Raw genomic sequence first — 18,930 nt, forward strand, 5'->3', positions numbered from 1 at the left:
GTCGTCGCGCAATTTCCATCCGACGACCGTTCCGGGCGACAATAGTTCGCGTAACCTACGCGTCGGTAACATGAGGCCGGGAGCCGCAGAGAAGGAGCCACAGCACATGTCTGATTTCGACGTCTATCAGCTGCCGGAGGACCACGAGACCATCCGTGCGGCGGTTCGCGACGTCTGCGACGCGCGGGTGGCCCCGAACGCGGCCGAAGCGGACGAGAGCGGAGAGTTCCCGAAGGCGTCCTACGACGCCCTGCGCTCGTCGGACTTCCACGCGCCGCACATCCCCACCGAGTACGGCGGCGCCGGCGCTGACGCCCTGGCCACGGCCATCGTCATCGAGGAAGTGGCCCGCGCCTGCGCCAGCTCGTCGCTGATCCCGGCCGTCAACAAGCTCGGCACGATGCCGCTGCTTCTGTCGGCCTCGGAGGAGCTCAAGCGCAAGTACCTGACCCCGGTCGCCGCGGGCGAGGCGATGTTCTCGTACTGCCTCTCGGAGCCGGAGGCCGGCAGCGACGCGGCGTCGATGACCACCCGGGCGGTCCGCGAGGGCGACTACTGGGTCCTCAACGGCGTCAAGCGCTGGATCACCAACGCGGGCGTGTCCGAGTACTACACGGTCTTCGCGGTCACCGACCCGACGGCCCGCTCCCGTGGCATCTCGGCCTTCGTGGTGGAGAAGTCGGACGAAGGCGTCAGCTTCGGCGCGCCGGAGAAGAAACTGGGCATCAAGGGCAGCCCCACCCGAGAGGTCTACTTCGACAACGTCCGCATCCCGCTGGACCGCATGATCGGCGCCGAGGGCACCGGCTTCGCCACGGCGATGAAGACCCTCGACCACACCCGCGTGACGATCGCCGCCCAGGCCATCGGCATCGCCCAGGGCGCCCTCGACTTCGCCCTCGGCTACGCCAAGGAGCGCCGCCAGTTCGGCAAGCCGATCGCCGACTTCCAGGGCCTGCAGTTCATGCTCGCCGACATGGGCATGAAGCTCGAGGCCGCCCGCCAGCTGACCTACGTCGCGGCGGGCAAGAGCGAGCGCGGCGACGCGGACCTGACCTACTTCGGCGCCGCGGCGAAGTGCTTCGCCTCGGACGCGGCCATGGAGATCACCACGGACGCGGTGCAGATCCTCGGCGGCTACGGCTACACCCGCGACTACCCGGTCGAGCGCATGATGCGCGACGCCAAGATCACCCAGATCTACGAGGGCACGAACCAGGTGCAGCGCATCGTCATGGCACGGCAGCTCCTGAAGGGCTGACAAGGCAAGTTTCGCAGTTCAGAGCGGGGTTGACTTCCGTAGTCAGCCCCGTTCTGCTCGCTACGGGTGCCCGTTGAAGGACACGTCGACCTCCGCGCCCAGGGAACAGAACCCTGCCGCCTGCCCTGTCAGGCATTCTTTCGTGACGACGGACATCGAGCTATGTTCTCTGTCGCACCCACGCACTACTGTCCGGGCTGTGCCGCAAACAGGGAGTGATGTCGGGTTCGCCCAGCGGGTCAAGGCGCTGGCCTGCACCGCGCCTTTGCACGACCTGGACAGCCGCAAGGCGCAGGTTCAGTCGGCGGACTTCGCCGCCTACCAGATGAGTGAGCTGGCGCTCAACGCCATCGACTTGGTCACCTTGGCGATGGACTTTGACGCCGGAGCTCCTCCCGAGCGGATCCTGACCGACCTGGCTGCCTTCGCGGCCCGGCAGATGCCCGGACGCGATGACGCCGAGCACTCCCGGGTGGCGCGGTGGGTGCTGGAGAATCTGCTGAACGTCGGCTCGGCCGACCGGGGCTTTCGCGCGGTCTACGGCATGACCGCGGGCGACGGCAGCTATAGCCGTTACGCGTTTGATTTCAAGCTGATCGAGGAGGTGTCCGGGCCGGACGGTGGCATCTTTCTCCGTGCCACGAACGAGGCGGTGAACGTCCTTGTCGGCGCGTTGGAGATAGACATCGAGTCCGCGCAGATTGCCGCGGACCTGCGCCTGGAGACGCTCATCAAACGGGGCCGGCTCTCGGACGCTCAAGCCGCTGCCCAGGCCGCCCGCTATCGCACCATCCAGTACGGCGAGAAGCTGCGCCAGCGCCTTGAAGCGACCGAGCGCGACGTCCGTACCGTGGACTGGTTGCACGAGATGCCGCAGTTCATCGCCGAGGCGGTCGAACACATAGAGGCTCGCTACAAGGCGGAGAACGCCATCCTCGTCAACATCACTCAGGTGCGCGACACCGCCGACATCCCGACCCGCAAACTCCAGGCCGCGCGGCTCGTCGAGGTCGTCCGGGATTGTCTGCGCCGCCACGAGCAGTTGCAGGCGGCATTGCAGGGTGCGGGCCGGCGCTTCCGTGCTCAACAAGATCGGCAGACGTTCGCCCCGGGCAGTGTCGCGGCATCGCTGGACCTGCATGCTCAACTCCTCGTGCCGGCGCTGTCCCTCCCGGTGGTGCAGGCCGATGACGTTCTTGCCGCGTATTTCGGACGAGGTGCCGGAGTGACAGTGCCGCCGGCATTGCGGCTGATCGACTTGTTTCTCGCACTGGTGACCCCTGTGGCCGAGCGTGAGCTGCTCGGCGGTGAGATCGAGGAACCCGACCTCGACGAGATGGAGGAGGAGCCGGCCTTCCCTCCGGAGTGCTACGAGCTACTCGACGACCTGCTCGACTTGGACGTCGAAGCACCCCGACGACTGTCCGGGCTGCTGGATGAGGCGCGTGGCCTGCATCCGGAGCTTGCCGGGCTCGTCGTCGTCAGGGTCGTGGCGCTCGCCGCGCAGGAAATCAACCCGGCGATGCGGCACGGTGCGCCCAGCGTGTTCATCGCCGTCGATGACGGCATTCCGTTGCGTGATCCCGAGTACGGCGGTGCGGATCTCATCGTGGCTCGGGCCGCTATCGAGCCCGCTTCCGCCGATTCCTACCAAGAGGCCGAAGCCGCGTGACCACGACAGCCCAGGTCACCGCCGACGCCGCCCGCCTCATCGGCTACGGACTGCGTCCCAAGCTGGTGCCCGCTCGCGACGATGTGTATCGCAGTCTGGTGCTGCGCGCCCGCACGGATGACGAGTTCATCGCAGCGGTACAGGCCGTGGCCTCGGGGCTCGATCTCGTCGTGCTGGAGATCAGCGAACGCAGTGGCATCGTGGTCGGGTCGGTCGAGGACAGCGTGTTCGCCGTCAAGATGACCGACTACGCACGGCGGACCGGTGGCGAGGGAAAGGCCTCAGAACGGGTTCTGCACGCCTTGGCGCATCTGGGAGCGGCGACCCTTGCCTTTCCCCGGCCGGCCGACCTGGCCAACGAGACGTACCTGGGGCGCATCTCGGTCGACGGGGTGGATGCGTTCGTGCGCGAGGCGGCCAGCCGGCTGGCCGAAAAGGCAGCCGATTCCGACGAGGGTGACACCGCCGTGGACCAGCCTGGGCTGGAGAGTGCCTGGCACGTCTACACCCGCCGTGCCCGGACCGGCAGCACTGGCGACGGGCGTGCTCTGGCCAGCAGCACCACCGGAATCGTCGGTAAGGCGCTGACGTTTCTCGCCGACCAAGGGCTTCTCGTACGCACCGGCAACGACCGCCGTGGCACCTTCCGAACCACCCCGCGTTACCGGGTCCACGTCCGGGAGGCTGGGGTGGTCATGTTCGACGAACTGCTTCGTCTCGGCATCACCGAGATCAGCGACGGCAGCGCCACTATCACGGTTGGCTGGACGGCCGAGTCGTTGACCGAGCTGTAGAGAAGGGCAGGCATGTACGAACTCAACCGCGTCCGGTTGTTCGGAGTGGGCCCGCGCGGCGCGCGCTACACCGACGTCACCCTCGACCTGTCCGGGGTCGGGAAGATCGTCGGAAATCAGGGCAACCTGTTCGACGCCCCTACCCGGCGCCCGAGTCCGTACAGCCTTCTGCTCCTGGAGAACGGCGGCGGCAAGAGTGTGCTGCTCAAGTTGCTGTTCTCGGTCGTCCTGCCGGGGAAACGCAACGCTGTCGGTGGTTCGGCGGCGGTGATGGAGAAGTTCGTCATCGGCGATGACGCCGCGCACATCGTCCTGGAATGGATGCATGTGCGTACCGGCGACCGTGTCATCACCGGCAAGGTGCTTCAGCGACGGCGCGGCGGTGTGGCAGCCGACCGGCTGGCAGAGCATTGGTGGTCGCTGCGTCCCCACCAGGGCGCGGAGATGGATGAGCTGCCGTTCACCGCCGATGGCCGCAAACTGCGACTGGAGGGCTTCCGTGAGGCACTTCAGGAGATCGACCGCGCGGCACCGGTCACGCAGTTGACCTGGATCGGCCCGGAGGTCGGAGCCTGGGCGGATCACCTGCGCAAGACCGGCATCGAACCGGACATGTTCGGTATCCAGCGGCGGATGAACGCAGACGAGGGGGATGCCGCGAGCGCGTTCAAATTCAAGTCCAGCAGAGAATTCGTGGAGTGGCTCCTAAAGATCGTTCTCGACTCCGAGGACGCGGTCAGCGTCGCTGAGAACTTCGACAGCTATGCCCGAACAGTCGGTGACCGTCAGGCGATGCTGCTGGAGCGCGACTTCGCCGAAGGCGCGGTCTCGGCGCTCAGACCGGTGGCCGCCGCCCACGAGCGGCACAGCGCGGCCCGGGCTGCTCGGGAAGCGGCCGAGTCCCAGGGTGTCATGTTGCTGCGCCGGATCCGGGCACGCGAGGCGGCCGAGACCGCAGCAACGCAGCGGCTGCGTGTACTGGCGGAGGAGGCGACGAAAACCGCAAACGCGCGTGAAGCCGATCGTGACCGGGCACGCGACGTCGTCAATGAGATCCGTCGCCAGACGCTCGTACTGGAGCATGCCCAGGCTGAGACCGAACAGATGGCAGCGACGGTTGGCCGGGATACCGCCGATGCCGACCTGCGCGGCTGGGCACTTGCCGAGCTGCTAGAACGCAAGACCAGGGCGGAGCAGGAGTCCGAGCAGCTGGCGCAGCAGATCACGGAGGCCGAACGAGAGGCGAGGCCGGCGCTTGAGAAGCGAGACCGCGCCGCCGGTGCTCTGCTGAGCAAGCTGAACGCCGAAGCGGCTGCCGAGCGTCAGGAACGCGACCGCCTCAACAAGGCGGCGGAGGCGCACGATCAACGTGCGAACGAACTGAACGACGAACGCACGCGAGTGCTGCTCGACGCCGGGAACTGGCGGACCGAGCAAGACGCGATCCTGGCCAAGACCACCGAATCCCGGGCACAGACGGAGGCAGCCGTTGCGGACGGCCTGTTGACGGCCGGTCAGGACGTGGCGCGGGCCGCAGCTGAAGCTAAGGAAGCGGCCGAGTCCACCGGTCGGCAGCTCAAGCAGCTCGAACAAGGACTAAAAGATGCGCAAGGCGCTGTCCGGAACACGGCGAGCGCCGAAAAGCGAGCGCACGCCGCGTTGAGCAAGGTTCGTGGAGAGCACCAGGAAGCAGACCGCGCCCTTCAGGCGGTTCTTGATCAAGCCGCGCGGTTGACGGCAGATGATTTCGTCCAGGTCGCTCTGTCCACCGATGAGGTCGACGTCGACATGCTCGACGCCAGCATCGACGCGCTGACCGCCGGTTTGCGGGCCGAGGAGATGCTGCGCGAGGAACGCTTGGACACTGTGCGCGCAGCACAGAACGACGATCAGCGGTTGCTCGACGGGCTGGGTGACGGCGGCTTCCTGCCGCCTCGCGCCGAGGTCGAGGCCAGCCTGAGCGTGCTGCGCGCCGCAGGCGTCGGCGCGCACGCCGGCTGGCGATATCTGGCCGAGAGCGTCGCGTCCGACGAACGTGGAACGGTCATCGCGGCCCATCCCGAGCTGGCTGACGGGGTGATCGTCGTCGACCCGCGGTCGATGCCCGACGCACGCAAGGCGCTGACTGCCGCGCGGCTTCTCCCCGCCGCCGCGGTCACGGTCGGGACCGGCGCCCGGATGCTGTATCCGGCGAACAGTGCCGAGCCGGAGCCGCATGTCGAGGCGGACCCGGCCGACCAATTCGTCGTCGAGCCAAATCCGGCACTGTTCGACACCCACGCGGCCGAACTACGCCGTGAGCGACTCCGGGAGGCCATGGCGACGCGCGGCGCGGAGATCGAGGCGGAGACCGAAACACTGCGCCAACTTCGAGCAGTCCAAGCGACGTTGACGGCATGGACGCGGGCGTGCCCGCCCGGTCGCCTGGCGGAACTACGCGAAGCCATGGACGCTCTCGACGAGGCGCTGGCCACCGCCATCGAAACCGACCGTGTGGCGAGTGAGGCCGCGCAAGAAGCGGACGCCGCACATCAGCGCATCGAGGCCGAGCTTGCCGAGCTCCGCCACGTTGAACGCGCCGCCGACGACCGGGCGGGGAAACTCGACCGCTTGGCAGAGTCGGTGAAAGCCGTTGAACGGTTACGCAGGAGACTTCCCGAGCTCGAGGAGTCGATAGAGCTCGCCGAACGAACCGCGGAGGATCTCGCCCGGGAACGCCTCCGCCAGCAGGCGTTGGCGACCGAATCCGCCCGGGCCGCGGAGAACGCATCCGGCCGCGCGGAACGTCACCGCACCGACATGGGCGACATCGTCACCTCCACCGGGAGACATTCCGAAGCGGTGCCAGCCGAAAGCATCCCCGTGCTCCGAGCCACCTACCTGGCGGCCGCCGCCACGTATGCCGCGGTGGAAGTGGGCCAGGACCTCCGCGCCGCGGCGACCGCAGCTGAAAACGAGGCAGCCCGGGTCCGAGCGGATGTCAACGGCCGCGACGCCGAAGACGTCGCGCGCGGGACGCAACTTCTGGCGACCCCTGAAGGCGGCGACGCGGCAAGCCGGCAAGCAGCCGTTGCCCGGACAAAGCGAGAACGTGGTCGCTACGACGCGGCCATCAACGCCGCGAACACCAGGGTCGGGGAACTCGGCAGCGAACTGAAAGCAGCCACACCCTCGGACAACCGCAACGTGTGGATCCAGCTGACCGATGAACGTCGCCCGACGAGCGTTGACCATGGCCGGACCCTGTTGAGCGCGGCCGCCGCCGACCAACGTGAAGCTCAGCAGCACCACGAAGAGGCGGTCGCGCACGCGACGGAGCTGATTCGCCGGACTACCGAGGCGGGTGAAGCAGCTCGAGCTTTCCGTGAAGTCCTGGGCCCGCTGACCGTGCTGCTCGAACAGCACGATGCCGACAGCTCCGGTATCCCTGAACCCTATGCGGGCACCGCGGAAGACGCCCGTACATCGACTGCCAGGATCCAGGAGGTGCTGCGCAGCACGGGGGAGGAGGAGCGCGATAGCGGGCTGGAAGTCATCCGGCTCGTCGACATCGCCGTACGCCTGGCCAACCAACCCCGGTTCGAGACGATGAACAACGTCGCCAGACGGGCACTCGTCGGCCTCGACCGAGAGCAGTTGGCGATCCGCGCGAACGAGTTCGCGGGACAACTCGACCAGCGCCTGGCAACCTTGACCTCCGATCTGGACTCAGCCAGCCGACACCGCAAGCTGATCGTCGACCGGCTGTCGGCACTCGTCGACGGCGCACTCAAGACCCTGCGCACCGCCGCCCGGCTCTCGAAGCTGCCGGCTGGGCTCGGCGAATGGGAGGGCAAGGAGTTCCTGCGCATCCGTTTCACCGAACCGGACCCGAGCCTGCTCGCCGCCCGCATCGGCGAAGTAGTCGACGAGCTGTCCACCTCGTTCAGCGCCCGCACCGGGACCGGAGGCACCGCACCGAAACGTGACGGCGTCGCGCTCCTGCTGCGCAGCATCGAGACAGCCGTACCGAAGGGCTTCCATGTCGACCTCCTCAAGCCCGACGCGGTCCTGCGCGATGAGCGCGTACCCATCGAGAACATGAACGAGGTGTTCTCCGGCGGCCAGGAACTCACCGCCGCGATCGTGCTCTATTGCACAATGGCTGCGCTTCGCGCCAACGAGCGAGGACAGGTACGTGCCCGCCACTCCGGAGTGCTCTTCCTGGACAACCCCATCGGCAAAGCCAGCGCTGAATACCTTCTGGAATTGCAGCAGGGTGTCGCGGCGGCCCTTGGCGTGCAGCTCGTCTACACGACCGGCCTGTCGGACGACCGGGCGTTGGCCGCGTTCCCCTTATGGGTGCGGATGCGTAACGATGCCGACCTACGCGCCGGACTGAAACATATCCGCGTCGCCGAGGTCGTCCGCAAACAACTGCCCGAACCGTTCACGGCCGACGACGCCGCCTCGACTGGGACTGCTCCGGGAACGGTCACCGCCACGCGTGTCTACCGCAGGCCCGAATGACGTCGCTGACACCGCGCGCTGCCCGCCTGGCAGCCGAACTCGAAGCCTGGGAAAGGCGCACGATCACCCTCGCGGAGCTGTGGCCGCTGTTCGCCCGCGCCGACCCGGCATCGGCCACTCTGGCAACCCGCCGTGCCGACCTCGCCAGCGCCATCGCCACGCTGGTCGACGCCGGCGTGGTGACAACCTCCAGGAACCTCGACCGTACGGCGCGGCCAGCGCTGCCGGCCCGGCTGAACCTGGCGCCGCCGACCGCGACCACGTCCGCCGGAGTCCTTGCGCGGGCAGTGCCCTGGCGACCGGAACTGGCCTGGGCCGCCACCGCGCGGTTGACCGCCGGTCAAGTAGGCGTGCTGCAGGCCGTCAACGCCTGGTTCCGCGACAGAGGACGCGACACTGACATCCTCCCGCTACGCGAACGATCCCTGGAACTCTTCGGACACGAGAAGCGCCTCGACACACTGCTGTGGACCTCTCTGTTCGGGCCTGACCGTCTCACCCTTCCGCTACTGCGCACATTTCGGACACGGCCGCCGTTGCCGGTCCGCCGCCTTGGCGCCGGTCCGATCCTGCTGGTCGTCGAGAACGCGGACACCTTCGACTCCCTGCGGCGGGTGTTGGCCACCGCACCCAGCGCCGTCGGGTACATAGCCTGGGGCGCCGGAGCCGCTTTCGAGGCCTCTGTACTCAGCGTCTCGGAGATGCCCGAAGTGCGTGGCATCGCCTACTTCGGTGATCTCGACGCCGACGGTCTGCGCATCCCCGCGTCGGCTGCCTCATTGGCCGTCGCCGAGGGCCTTCCGCCGGTACGCCCCGCCGATGGCCTATACCGCCTGCTACTGGAGCGGGGCATCTCTCAGCCCGGACAGACGCCTGTCGAGCCGGAGCGAGCCCGCACGCTGGCAAGATGGCTGGGCGATTCCGCCGCCGCGGTGGAAAGACTGCTCTGCGGCGGCGTTCGCATCCCTCAGGAGGCCGTATCAGCGAGGGTGCTCGTCGACACCGTGAACGACTGGCTTCCCAACATGCGCTGAAAGGGACAGGGTCGAGCCGGCACCGCCGGCCAGCGTCACGGTGAGGCCGGCGGTGGTCGAACCCGTCGGGCGCGGGCGCCCTCTCCACAGAGGGCACCCGCTCTGCCGTGTTGCTGCGTGACGGCCGCGTCAGCCGCCCGCTATCGCGTATCTCGGGTCGGGCATCCGTTCCAGGTCGTTGTCCTGGTTGAGGATCGCCTGCTGCATCTGGCGCAGGCGGGGACCCGGTTCGAGTCCGAACTCCGAGGCGAGCCAGGAGCGGACGGCATGGAATGCCGCGAGTGCGTCGCTCTGGCGGCCGCTGCGGTACAGCGCGACCATGAGCAGTTCGCTGAGTCGTTCGTCGGAGGGGTGCTCGGCGACGAGTTGCTTCAGCTCGCTGACCAGGCCGTGGTGGGAGTCGATCGCGAGTCGGGCCTCGACGATCTGTTTGCGGACGTCGAGGCGTCGTTCGGTGAGCCGTACCGCCTCGCTGCGGCAGAGGGCGCCGCTGTTGACGTCGAGTAACGCGGTGCCCCGCCAGATGCGTAGTGCGGATTCGAGAACCTCGTATGCCCTGGCGGGTTCGGTGGACAGCAGCGCGGCGCCGCGGGACGCGAGGCCGTCGAACCGCTTGCTGTCCACGGATTCCGGCGGGAGGTCGAGCAGGTAGCCGTTCGTGGAGGTGCGGATGACCTCTACGTTGGGGCCGGTGATGGACTGGAGCAGCCGCCGTAGCCGCGTCATGCTGGCCTGGAGCGCGTTGCGGGTATTGGTCGGCGGGCGTTCGGCCCACAGCTCGTCCACGAATTGTTCGGTGGAAACAACTTTCCCGCAGGACAGGGCGAGAAGTGCGAGAATGGTGCGTACCCGATTGGGCTGAACGGATATGTCTTGGACGCGGTGATGTATGGTCATCGTGCCGAGTATATTGACTTGCATGAGTTTATATTTCCTAAGCTCAATTTCGCACGGTGATGATCCCCGTGTCGCTCGTCGAGTGCATTGACCGCTGCCGGCGCCTCGCCGAGCGGGGCGTCGGTGGCGGTAAAGTGCCGGCGTTCGTGCGAAAGTTCGCCTCAGGTCGCCATCGTCTTCAACTCGTGAGTCCCCCCCCAGGCCACAGTTGTTCGGCAGGTTCTGGTCGTGGAGGGGGGCGCGACCCATCGCGCGAGACGATGCTGGGTTTTGGCCGAACCCCCCTCTTCAGCCGGCTCAAGAATAATGGCTCGCGTCTCAAATAGGAAGACGTCTCACGTATGAAGGGGTTCTGAACAAAGAGATAGTTGGGTGGCCGCGAGCCGCGCATAGAAATCGTCATTGAGTAGAAGCTTGTCTTGCTTGCCGGTGGCGCGAACGCGACCCGACTCGAGCACGACGATGCGATCCGCCGGCGCCACTGTGGAGATCCGATGTGCGATCACCAGCACGGTCGTGTCGAGCTGGGAGGTGGCTTCATCGAGCAGCAACAGGGCGGGGGCATCGCCTGGATCAACATGAGGACGGAGAGCAGGAACGCGACCACGCCGGCCAGGTCGAGTGCGCCGGCGGCCACCTGCGCGCCGCCGACCGCGAGGTCCGCCACTCCCATCAGGGTGACGACACCGATCAGGAGCAGCACGCCGGACCCGCCGCCGACCACCGACACGTCGACGACGTCGCGCAACAGGGCGCTGTCCGAGGTGACGCGGGAGATCAGGTCGCCCGGCTCCCGCCGGTCGAGCACCGCTTCTTCCGCCGACCAGCGACCGGCAAGCCAGGGTCGGCCGGACGGATGCGTCACGAACCGGAGTCCTCGGACCCGCCGTAGGCGATCCACGACCGCGGCGCCCGCCTCGCTGTCCGGGACTGCCGCGAACCAGGGCAGTCTCGGGTCGATGCGGGAGACGTCAATCACGATGTGCACACCTCGCAGGCGGATCCGGCGGCGAACGGGTCGGACGTGGAGGTTGCCCTACCAATGGTGGAATGACTGCTTGAGCCATGGTCCGGCATTCGCGGGCGGCGCCCTGAGGGACGCGAGGGCGCACGCCATCGTGACCTCTCGGTCCGATGTGAGCTCTCGCCTTTCCAAGACCCCGTGACAGCGCGCCGACCCCAGGCAAGTGGGTGATGTCGCTAGTGGATGCGCCGTCAGCCTACGCACGACTCATCGATGTGATCAACTGTTCCTCGGATCCTTCTTGATCACTTCTGCATCCCGCACCACCGCGTCCCCATCCGATCGGGGCGGCGGCCTGCGGCAGTCAGCCGTTGGTCAGTCGTTCGTCATCGCCGGTCAATACCGTCACGGAGTCCGGTCGCGACCTTGGGAAGTGTCGCGGACCGTTTCTGACCGCATCCATGAGATCGGCCTGATTAATCGTGACGTCATTGGTGGAGGTGGCCACCTTCTGGCCATCGGAGATAACAATCGACGACCACCAGGAAGCCCTGGGGCTGACTGATGTCGAGGTGCGCCGCTACCGGCGAGCGTTCGGTCTTTCCGAGGTGCGCTGGGATCCCAGCCTGTCCGAGACGGACCTCATGCTCGCGGCGGCGCGACGCCTGTCGGCGCTCGCCGGGCAGGAGGACCGGGTGCACTACGTCATCCGAGGGCGGACCGTGCGCTCTCCCTCGCCGTACCCGCTGAGCCCGTTGCAGGACGTTCGTCAGGCGCTGGGCCTGCCACACGCGCAGACCTTCGCGGTCACCGAGCACGCGTGCGCCTCGGGGCTGCTCGCGCTCGACCTCGCGGCGATGTTGCTGGACTCGGACCCGGATCCGAGTGCCCTGGCGCTGGTCCTCGCGGGTGAGAAGGCGTTCAGCCGGCGTACGCAGATCGTGCCCGGTGTGGCGGTGACCGGCGAAGCGACGACAGCCGTGCTGGTCTCGGCCGGCGGCACCCGGGACCGGCTGCTGGCGTACGCCACGCAGACCTGCCCGATGCCGAAGGCCGGGCTCGTCATGAACGACGAGGACTACCACCAGTTCCGCAAGGTGTACGCGCCGACGCTGACCAAGGTGGTTCACGCCGCGCTGGCCGCCGCGGAGATGCGCGTCGACGAGCTGGCGATGCTGCTGCCACACAACGTGAACCGGCTGGCCTGGATCAAGCTGGCGGAGGAGCTCGGCCTGCCCGCCGAGCGGCTGTTCCTCGACAACGTCCCGCGCACCGGGCATTGCTTCGGTGCCGACCCGTTCCTCAACTACCGCACCGTGGCGGACGAGGGCCTGCTGCGGCCCGGTGACCGATACCTCATGACCTCCGTGGGGCTGGGCGCCACCTTCTCGGCGATGGTCTTCGAGCACTAGAGAATCTGGAACCAGAGCATGACCCTGCACGACATTGGTTTCACCACCCGCCTCAAGCGGGCGATTCTGGACCGCGGCGACCGGGCGCTGGTGTTCCTGGGCAACTTCGAGGTGGAGGAGCAGTGGGCGCACGGTGAGTGCACGCTGCCGCGCCTCACCTCGCCGGGCAGCACCGCGGTGGTCAACCGGATGGACGAGTTCGCGCTGCTGCTCGGCGGTGCCGACGACCACGTCATTCTGAAGGCCGCTCCCGACGCCGGCTATCTGGACCATCTGCGGGCCGTCGGCTTCTCGCTGCCCACCGTTCATGCCGTGGCAGCCCAGAACCCGCAGCGCACTGTGACGCAGGACGCGCTGGCGGACGAGCGGCTGCTGAAGCGCCTGGCGGAGCTTGCGGCCGAGGGGGCGTACCTGTCCGCGCACGGGGTCTCCACGGTCGAGGAGAATCTGGGCGCCGCCGCCGGCATACCGCTCGCCGCGCCGGACGCCGCCACCTGCAAGGCGGTGAACGGAAAGGTCTACAGCCGCCGGATCGCCGACGAACTCGGCATCCGCCAGCCCATCGGGTGGTCCAGCACCACGGTGGCGGAGCTGGCGGACGCGGTAGCCGCGGCGGAAAGGCTCGTCGACGACGGCCGTACCGTCGTGTTGAAGGAGGCGTACGGCGTCTCCGGCAAGGGCATCGCCGTCATCGACCGGTCGAGCCGTTTGCGCAGGCTGGAACGCATGGTCGCGGCGCAGGCGGCCAAGTCGGGCGCCGCGGTGTCCTTCGTCATCGAGGAATGGGTCACCAAGCTGGCCGACCTGAACTACCAGTTCACGGTGTCCCGCGATGGCGACGTCCACTTCGACTTCGTCAAGACGGCGCTGACGGAGCAGGGCGTGCACAAGGGCCACCGGCTTCCGGCGGATCTGCCGGCGGAACACGTCGAGACGATTCGCCAGACGGCCGAACTGCTCGGCCGGCGGTTGGCCGCCGACGGTTACCACGGCGTGGTCGGGGTGGACGCGATCGTCGAGGGCGACGGCGGACTCTTCCCGATGCTCGAGATCAACGCGCGGAACAACATGTCCACCTATCAGACCGCGCTGCAGGAACGGTTGATGGGCGACGGCCATGTCGCCCTCGCACGGCACTACCCGGTGCGGCTGACCGAACGGATCGACTTCGCCGCTGTCGAACGGCGCCTCGACGGTGTCCTGCTTCCGGCGCCCACCGGAGAGGGCCTCGTCGTCACCAACTTCGCGACGGTGAACGCCGGTTCCGTGGGCTCCGGCCCGTTCGACGGCCGCCTGTACGCCTTCCTCGTCGCGGACACCGACGACCGGCTCGCGGAGCTGGACAGGAGCATCAGTGAACGACTCGACGGAGACGTGCGATGACAAGTGAGTACGAGATCCAGGGCATCGGCATCAACAGCCTGGCCGAGCAGTTCGGCACACCGCTGTACGTCTACGACGGCGACCTGCTGCGCGCCCGCCTGACCGAACTGCGCGAACGGCTGCATCCACGGCTCGACATCGTCTACTCGCTCAAGGCGAACCCCAACGTGGCGGTCTGCGACCAACTGCACGCGGCGGGCGCCGGCGCCGAAGTCTCGTCGATGGCGGAGTTGCTCACCGCGGAGCGGGCGGGCGTCGAGCCCGAGAACACGGTGTTTCTCGGCCCGGGTAAGAGCCTGACGGAACTGCGCGCCTGCCTCGACCGGGGCATCTACGCGATCATCTGTGAATCCCTGCCCGAGCTCGACATCATCCAGGCGCTCGCCGCCGAGCGTGGTGTCCGGGCGCCGGTCGCCCTGCGCGTCAATCCGGACTTCGAGGCGAAGGGCTCCGGCCTCACCATGGGCGGCAAGCCCCGACAGTTCGGCATCGACGAGACCCAGTTGCTCGCCGACACCGGCCTGGCCGCCCGCTACCCGAACGTACGGCTGATGGGCGTGCAGGTGTATCTCGGCACGAGGTTCCTCAGCGAGGAATCCATCGCGACGAACACCGCCCAGATCCTCGACCTGGCCCCGCGGTTGGCGGCGACCTGCGGCTTCGACCTCGAAATGGTCGATGTCGGCGGTGGACTGGGCGTCGCCTACTTCGACGGTGAGAACGACCTGGACACCGAAGTGCTGGCGCAGCGGCTCAATCCGATTCTCGACGCCTTCGCCACCGAGTATCCGCAGACCCGGATCCTGATGGAACTTGGCCGCTACCTCACCGCGCCCGCAGGCATCTATGTGGTCCGGGTCCGCTACACCAAGATGTCCCATGGCGAGCGGTTCGCCGTCGCGGACGGCGGCACCAACCATCACATGGCGGCGGTCGGGGTCGGCTCGTTCGTGAAGCGGAACTTCCCCATGGCGCTGCTCAGCCGCATCGATGAGCCGAGAACCGAGAGCTGGCACGTCACCGGGCCGCTGTGCACCCCGAACGACACGCTCGGCAAGAAGGTGATGTTGCCGCCGCTGCGAGCTGGCGACCTGGTCGGCGTGCTGCGCTCGGGCGCGTACGGGCCGAGCGCCTCTCCCGTCTTCTTCCTGAGTCACGGCTATCCGGCGGAAGTGCTCGTGCTGAACGGGCGAGCACACCTCGTCCGCGAACCAGACGCGCCCGCCGACCTGCTGACCCGCCAGCACCTGCCGACCCCGGCACGAACGCCGTTGACGCTGGTCTGACCGCACCCGAATCCGTATTGAGAAAGGCATCGAGCCGATGACCATTGACACCCCAGCCGGCAAGCAGACCGACGTGGAGCACATCATCCGCACGATCTCGGAGGGACTGAGCAGCGTTCTGGAGCGCGACCTCGGCACCCTCACCGCGGACAGCCGGCTCTTCGACGAGGTGGGCCTCGACTCCACCGGCGTGCTGGACCTGATGATGTTCCTCGAAGAGGCGCTCGGCATCGAGTTCTACACCGAGGAGCTCGAGATGGAGCACTTCGTGACGGTCGGTGCGCTCGCGGCGTTCATCAGCACCACCGAGACGGGCGCGTAGCCATGCTCCAGGCCGTCGCACCGCGTACCGGACCGTTCGCGGCCGAGCACGTCACCACCCTCGCCATCACCCGGATGGTCAGCATGACCTTCCCGGTCGGCAGGACGCGTCTGGATGACGACGTCAGCCTGGACTTCATGCCTGATGTGGCGCGGGCGGCCGGCGTCGGCTTCCGACCGGAGGTGATCCGCCGGCCGGGGAACACGTTCGCGGCGATGACCGAGGCGCTGGTGCCCGAGCTCGGGACGCTGGCCGGTGGCGTGGACCTCGCGCTGCTGGCACACGTGACACCGGATGCCGTGCCGAGTGAGGTCGCCGGGCCGGTCATCACCGCGGCCCTGCCGGGCGAGCCCTCCAGCTTCGCGGTCACCGACAACGGCCTGTCCGCGCCCTACACGGCGCTCGCTCTCGCGCAGCGGTACGCCCGCCGGTGCGGCTTCCACCGGATCGTCCTGTTCCTCTTCGACCAGGCCTCGTCACCGTTCGACATCGAAGCCTCGCCGGTGCAGCGGGTGGACGGTGACGCCGCGGTGGCGCTCGTGCTGGAGCGGCCGGGGCCGGGCGACGCGGGCGGGTTCGAGGTTCGGCAGGAATCCGGGGTGGCGGCCAATGACGTGGCGGCCCGCCTGACCGAGTCGTGGCGTGAGCTGTCGGCGGGAACGCCGGCGTTGTTCCTCGGGCCGGGCGTCGACGCCGACTGGGCGCCGCCGGTGGACGCCGCGCGCGTGCATCACCTGGCGGCCGGTTTCCCCGGTACGGGTGTCTGGAGGGCACTCGGCGACCACTGGAACCGGTCGGAGTCGCAGACGGCCGTGCTGATGGACTACGACCCCGCGTGCGGAGACCTCTCCGTGTGCCGCGTACACAGAGGACATCCGGCGGCATGAGGGCACGGATGACGGCGGCTCTGCCGGTCGAGGCGGGGTTCTTCGAGCCGGTCTACCAGGCGGCACAGCACAGCGGGGTGGTGTCGACCATCCCGCTGCTGCTCCAGCTGCTGGACGAGCCCCGGCCGCCGGTCGGCCCGGCCGGGATCGCCGCCGTCGTCGGGGAGCTTCCGACGGGTTGGAGCCCGCTGGCAACAGTGACGCTGCCGGAGGGACCGGTGCACTTCGCGCGCCCGCCGAGCGGAGCCGATCCGGCCTCGCCCGCCTGGCACCTCGGGTTGCTCTGGCTGCGCCTCGGCGCCTCGGTCGGTCGTCGCGGCGCCTGCGTCCGGCACCTCGCGGACAGGCGCGCCGGCGACTCCGTGATCCTGCACCAGCAACTCGTCAAGGGGCAGCTCGCGGACGTTCTGGTGCAGCACCTGGAGGTCGCCGCGATGCTCCGCGCGCTGGAGGCGGACGGCCCGGGTCCGGCGACCCGGCACCACGTCCATGGCGACATCACCGCCGCCGACCGGGCCCTGCTGCGCCTGTTCGGAGCGAGCGGTTTCGTCCAGCCGGGGCCGGGCCTCGAAGAGCATGTCTCCGAGCTCCTGGCGGACGCGTACGCGGGAACGGGGACATCGGCGTGATGCTCGACGAACGGCTCGTCGCCCTGCGGGGCCAGCTGCGGGAATGGGCCACCGACTTCCGTGAGCACGCGATGGCGCTGGACAGAAATCCCGCGCACATCGCCAATCTGCTCGACCTGCCAGGGGTGCGCCTGCTCAGCACGCTCGGGGTGCCGGCCGACTTCGGTGGGCCGGGGCTGCGGGTCGGCAGGTTCCGCTACGACGGGATGTCGGCGCTGGAAAGGGTGGTGATCATCGAGGAGCTGGCGCGCGGCGACGCGGCGATGGTCCTCGCCTCGCCGGGACCGTCGATGAGCGGCGTGCTCCTGGAACATCTCGCCGACGAGCGGCAGAAGGCACGGTTCTACGAGCGGATCACCGCGTCGGCAACCTGGACCTTCTTCGGCCTGACCGAGCCGGACCACGGATCCGACGCGACGGCCATCGCGACGTCCTTGCGCCCGGTCGAGGAGGCCGGGGGAGAACTGTCGCTCAGCGGAGCGAAGCGTTACGTGGGCAACGCCGCCCGGGCTTCGCTGGGGGTGGTGTTCGCGCGTACCGCCCCGGGACCGTTCGGAATGAGTGCTGTGGTGGTCGACACCCGCAGCCCCGGCTTCACCGCCGAGCCACTGGACATGCTCGGGTTGCGAGGCGCACAGATCAGCGCGATCGCGCTGGACGACGTGCGAGTGAGCGCCGAGTGGCAGCTCGGCCGGCATCTGCCCGTCACCCGACGCGGCACGCTCGCCTTCATCAAGGTGTTCAACCAGCTTCGGCCGACGGTGGCGGCGATGGCTGTTGCAGTGGCGGCCGCCGCCCATGAGCTCGTTCGCGAGCACGCTGGGACGACCGGCGGTGCCCAGCGGGACGCCCTCGAGGTGATGGGCGATCGGATCGCCATGACCAGGACGCTGGTGCACCAGGCGGCGCGGGAGGTGGACGCGACGGGGAACGGCCAGCTCGCGTCCGTGGCGAAGATGAGCGCCTGTCGTCTCGCGGAGGAGACGACCCTGCGGGCGGCCGCCCTGCTCGGGCCGGGTGCCCGGCTGGAAATTCCGCTGCTGGACAAGCTGGTCCGTGACGCGCGGGGCCTGGAGTTCATGGAGGGGACGACGAACATCCAGCGTCTCAACGTCTTTCCGACGCTGACGTCGGCGGTAGGCCGGGCTGGCAACGCTACTGGTTGAGGTAGGCCAGCACGGCCATCACCCGCCGGTTGTCGTCGGTTGACGGCGGCAGCTCAAGCTTGGTGAGGATGCTGTTGATGTTCTTGGCGACGGCTTTCTCGGTGACGAACATGCTGGCGGCGATGGCCGCGTTCGACCGGCCCTGCGCCATGAGGTTCAGGGTCTCCAACTCGCGGGGACTCAGCAGCGATATCTGGGCGCCGCGCCCGTTGCGGCGGAGCAGGCCGGCCACGACGTCCTCGTCCATCACCGTGCCGCCGGCCGCCACGGTGCGCAGCGCGGAGACGAACTGGGCGTCGTTGAAGACGCGATCCTTCAGCAGGTAGCCGATGCCGCCGGCGCCGTCGGCGAGGAGCTCCTTGGCGTACAACTGCTCGACATACTGCGACAGCAGGACGACCCGGGTGCCGGGCCGCTCGCGGCGCGCCTCCAGTGCGGCCTGCAACCCCTCGTCGGTGAACGTCGGAGGTAGGCGGATGTCGACGAGAGCCAGATCCGGCTTCTGTGTGGAGAACGCCCGGCGAAGGTCCGGACCGCTCGCCACGGCCTCGACGACCTCGAACCCGTGCGACTCGAGGAGTCGGACCAGTCCGTCGCGGAGCAGGAACTGATCCTCCGCAAGAATCAGACGCACGTATTCCGTCCTCTGGTAGCACTGCGCGGACGATGCCGCGTGAACGACGCCGAGAATGCCACGGCGGGTCGCACCATAAC

The 18,930-nt window shown here is 68.2% G+C and carries 16 protein-coding genes; 12 read left to right on the forward strand and 4 right to left on the reverse strand.

What is annotated here, in order from left to right:
- Positions 1–106: 106 nt before the first annotated feature.
- From AB0M36_RS14650 to AB0M36_RS14670, 5 genes are all read left to right on the forward strand, one after another.
- Entirely contained in the window at positions 107–1,261 is a 1,155-nt protein-coding gene (locus tag AB0M36_RS14650) for an acyl-CoA dehydrogenase family protein (protein WP_364156908.1), read from the forward strand.
- Between the two features lie 199 nt (positions 1,262–1,460).
- The gene (locus tag AB0M36_RS14655; RefSeq protein ID WP_364156910.1) at positions 1,461–2,933 is read left to right on the forward strand and encodes a hypothetical protein; all 1,473 of its coding nucleotides are present in this window, start codon (positions 1,461–1,463) and stop codon (positions 2,931–2,933) included.
- Positions 2,930–3,727, forward strand: a complete 798-nt coding sequence (locus AB0M36_RS14660; protein WP_364156912.1) for a hypothetical protein — start codon at positions 2,930–2,932, stop codon at positions 3,725–3,727. Before AB0M36_RS14655 ends, AB0M36_RS14660 begins: the two co-directional genes overlap by 4 nt.
- 12 nt (positions 3,728–3,739) lie before the next feature.
- A complete protein-coding gene (locus AB0M36_RS14665; RefSeq protein ID WP_364156915.1) occupies positions 3,740–8,236 on the forward strand; it encodes a hypothetical protein in 4,497 nt (1,498 codons plus the stop codon).
- Positions 8,233–9,270, forward strand: a complete 1,038-nt coding sequence (locus AB0M36_RS14670) for a Wadjet anti-phage system protein JetD domain-containing protein (RefSeq protein ID WP_364156917.1) — start codon at positions 8,233–8,235, stop codon at positions 9,268–9,270. Before AB0M36_RS14665 ends, AB0M36_RS14670 begins: the two co-directional genes overlap by 4 nt.
- A gap of 129 nt (positions 9,271–9,399) precedes the next feature.
- On the opposite strand, the gene AB0M36_RS14675 is transcribed toward AB0M36_RS14670, so the two are convergent.
- The 3 genes from AB0M36_RS14675 to AB0M36_RS14685 all read right to left on the reverse strand — a co-directional run bounded on the left by AB0M36_RS14675 (position 9,400) and on the right by AB0M36_RS14685 (position 11,146).
- Entirely contained in the window at positions 9,400–10,167 is a 768-nt protein-coding gene (locus tag AB0M36_RS14675; RefSeq protein WP_364156919.1) for an AfsR/SARP family transcriptional regulator, read from the reverse strand.
- A 335-nt stretch (positions 10,168–10,502) separates the two neighbouring features.
- Complete coding sequence (locus AB0M36_RS14680) at positions 10,503–10,718, reverse strand: ABC transporter ATP-binding protein (RefSeq protein WP_364156922.1); 216 nt, start codon at positions 10,716–10,718, stop codon at positions 10,503–10,505.
- On the reverse strand, positions 10,670–11,146 hold the full coding sequence (locus AB0M36_RS14685; RefSeq protein WP_364156925.1) for a hypothetical protein: 477 nt from the start codon (positions 11,144–11,146) through the stop codon (positions 10,670–10,672). Before AB0M36_RS14685 ends, AB0M36_RS14680 begins: the two co-directional genes overlap by 49 nt.
- Positions 11,147–11,613: 467 nt before the next feature.
- Between AB0M36_RS14685 and AB0M36_RS14690 the strand changes: the two genes are divergently transcribed.
- From AB0M36_RS14690 to AB0M36_RS14720, 7 genes are read left to right on the forward strand one after another with little or no spacing between them, the layout of a single operon-like run.
- Entirely contained in the window at positions 11,614–12,543 is a 930-nt protein-coding gene (locus tag AB0M36_RS14690; RefSeq protein ID WP_364156928.1) for a 3-oxoacyl-[acyl-carrier-protein] synthase III C-terminal domain-containing protein, read from the forward strand.
- 18 nt (positions 12,544–12,561) lie between these two features.
- On the forward strand, positions 12,562–13,926 hold the full coding sequence (locus AB0M36_RS14695) for an ATP-grasp domain-containing protein (protein ID WP_364156930.1): 1,365 nt from the start codon (positions 12,562–12,564) through the stop codon (positions 13,924–13,926).
- Positions 13,923–15,212 (forward strand): type III PLP-dependent enzyme, encoded by a 1,290-nt coding sequence (locus tag AB0M36_RS14700; RefSeq protein ID WP_364156933.1) that lies wholly within the window; start codon positions 13,923–13,925, stop codon positions 15,210–15,212. Before AB0M36_RS14695 ends, AB0M36_RS14700 begins: the two co-directional genes overlap by 4 nt.
- A gap of 37 nt (positions 15,213–15,249) precedes the next feature.
- Positions 15,250–15,534 (forward strand): acyl carrier protein, encoded by a 285-nt coding sequence (locus tag AB0M36_RS14705; protein ID WP_364156937.1) that lies wholly within the window; start codon positions 15,250–15,252, stop codon positions 15,532–15,534.
- 2 nt (positions 15,535–15,536) lie between these two features.
- Complete coding sequence (locus tag AB0M36_RS14710; RefSeq protein WP_364156940.1) at positions 15,537–16,421, forward strand: hypothetical protein; 885 nt, start codon at positions 15,537–15,539, stop codon at positions 16,419–16,421.
- Between the two features lie 8 nt (positions 16,422–16,429).
- Positions 16,430–17,050: a hypothetical protein gene (locus tag AB0M36_RS14715; protein ID WP_364156943.1), complete on the forward strand. Its 621-nt coding sequence runs from the start codon at positions 16,430–16,432 to the stop codon at positions 17,048–17,050.
- Positions 17,050–18,216 (forward strand): acyl-CoA dehydrogenase family protein, encoded by a 1,167-nt coding sequence (locus AB0M36_RS14720; RefSeq protein ID WP_364157755.1) that lies wholly within the window; start codon positions 17,050–17,052, stop codon positions 18,214–18,216. The genes AB0M36_RS14715 and AB0M36_RS14720 overlap by 1 nt, the downstream gene beginning before the upstream one ends.
- Here AB0M36_RS14720 and AB0M36_RS14725 read toward each other — a convergent pair.
- Positions 18,206–18,850: a response regulator transcription factor gene (locus AB0M36_RS14725; RefSeq protein ID WP_364156946.1), complete on the reverse strand. Its 645-nt coding sequence runs from the start codon at positions 18,848–18,850 to the stop codon at positions 18,206–18,208. The genes AB0M36_RS14720 and AB0M36_RS14725 overlap by 11 nt on opposite strands.
- Positions 18,851–18,930 lie beyond the last annotated feature (80 nt).

It is taken from the genome of Actinoplanes sp. NPDC051346 (assembly GCF_040682215.1).
Classification (GTDB): domain Bacteria; phylum Actinomycetota; class Actinomycetes; order Mycobacteriales; family Micromonosporaceae; genus Actinoplanes.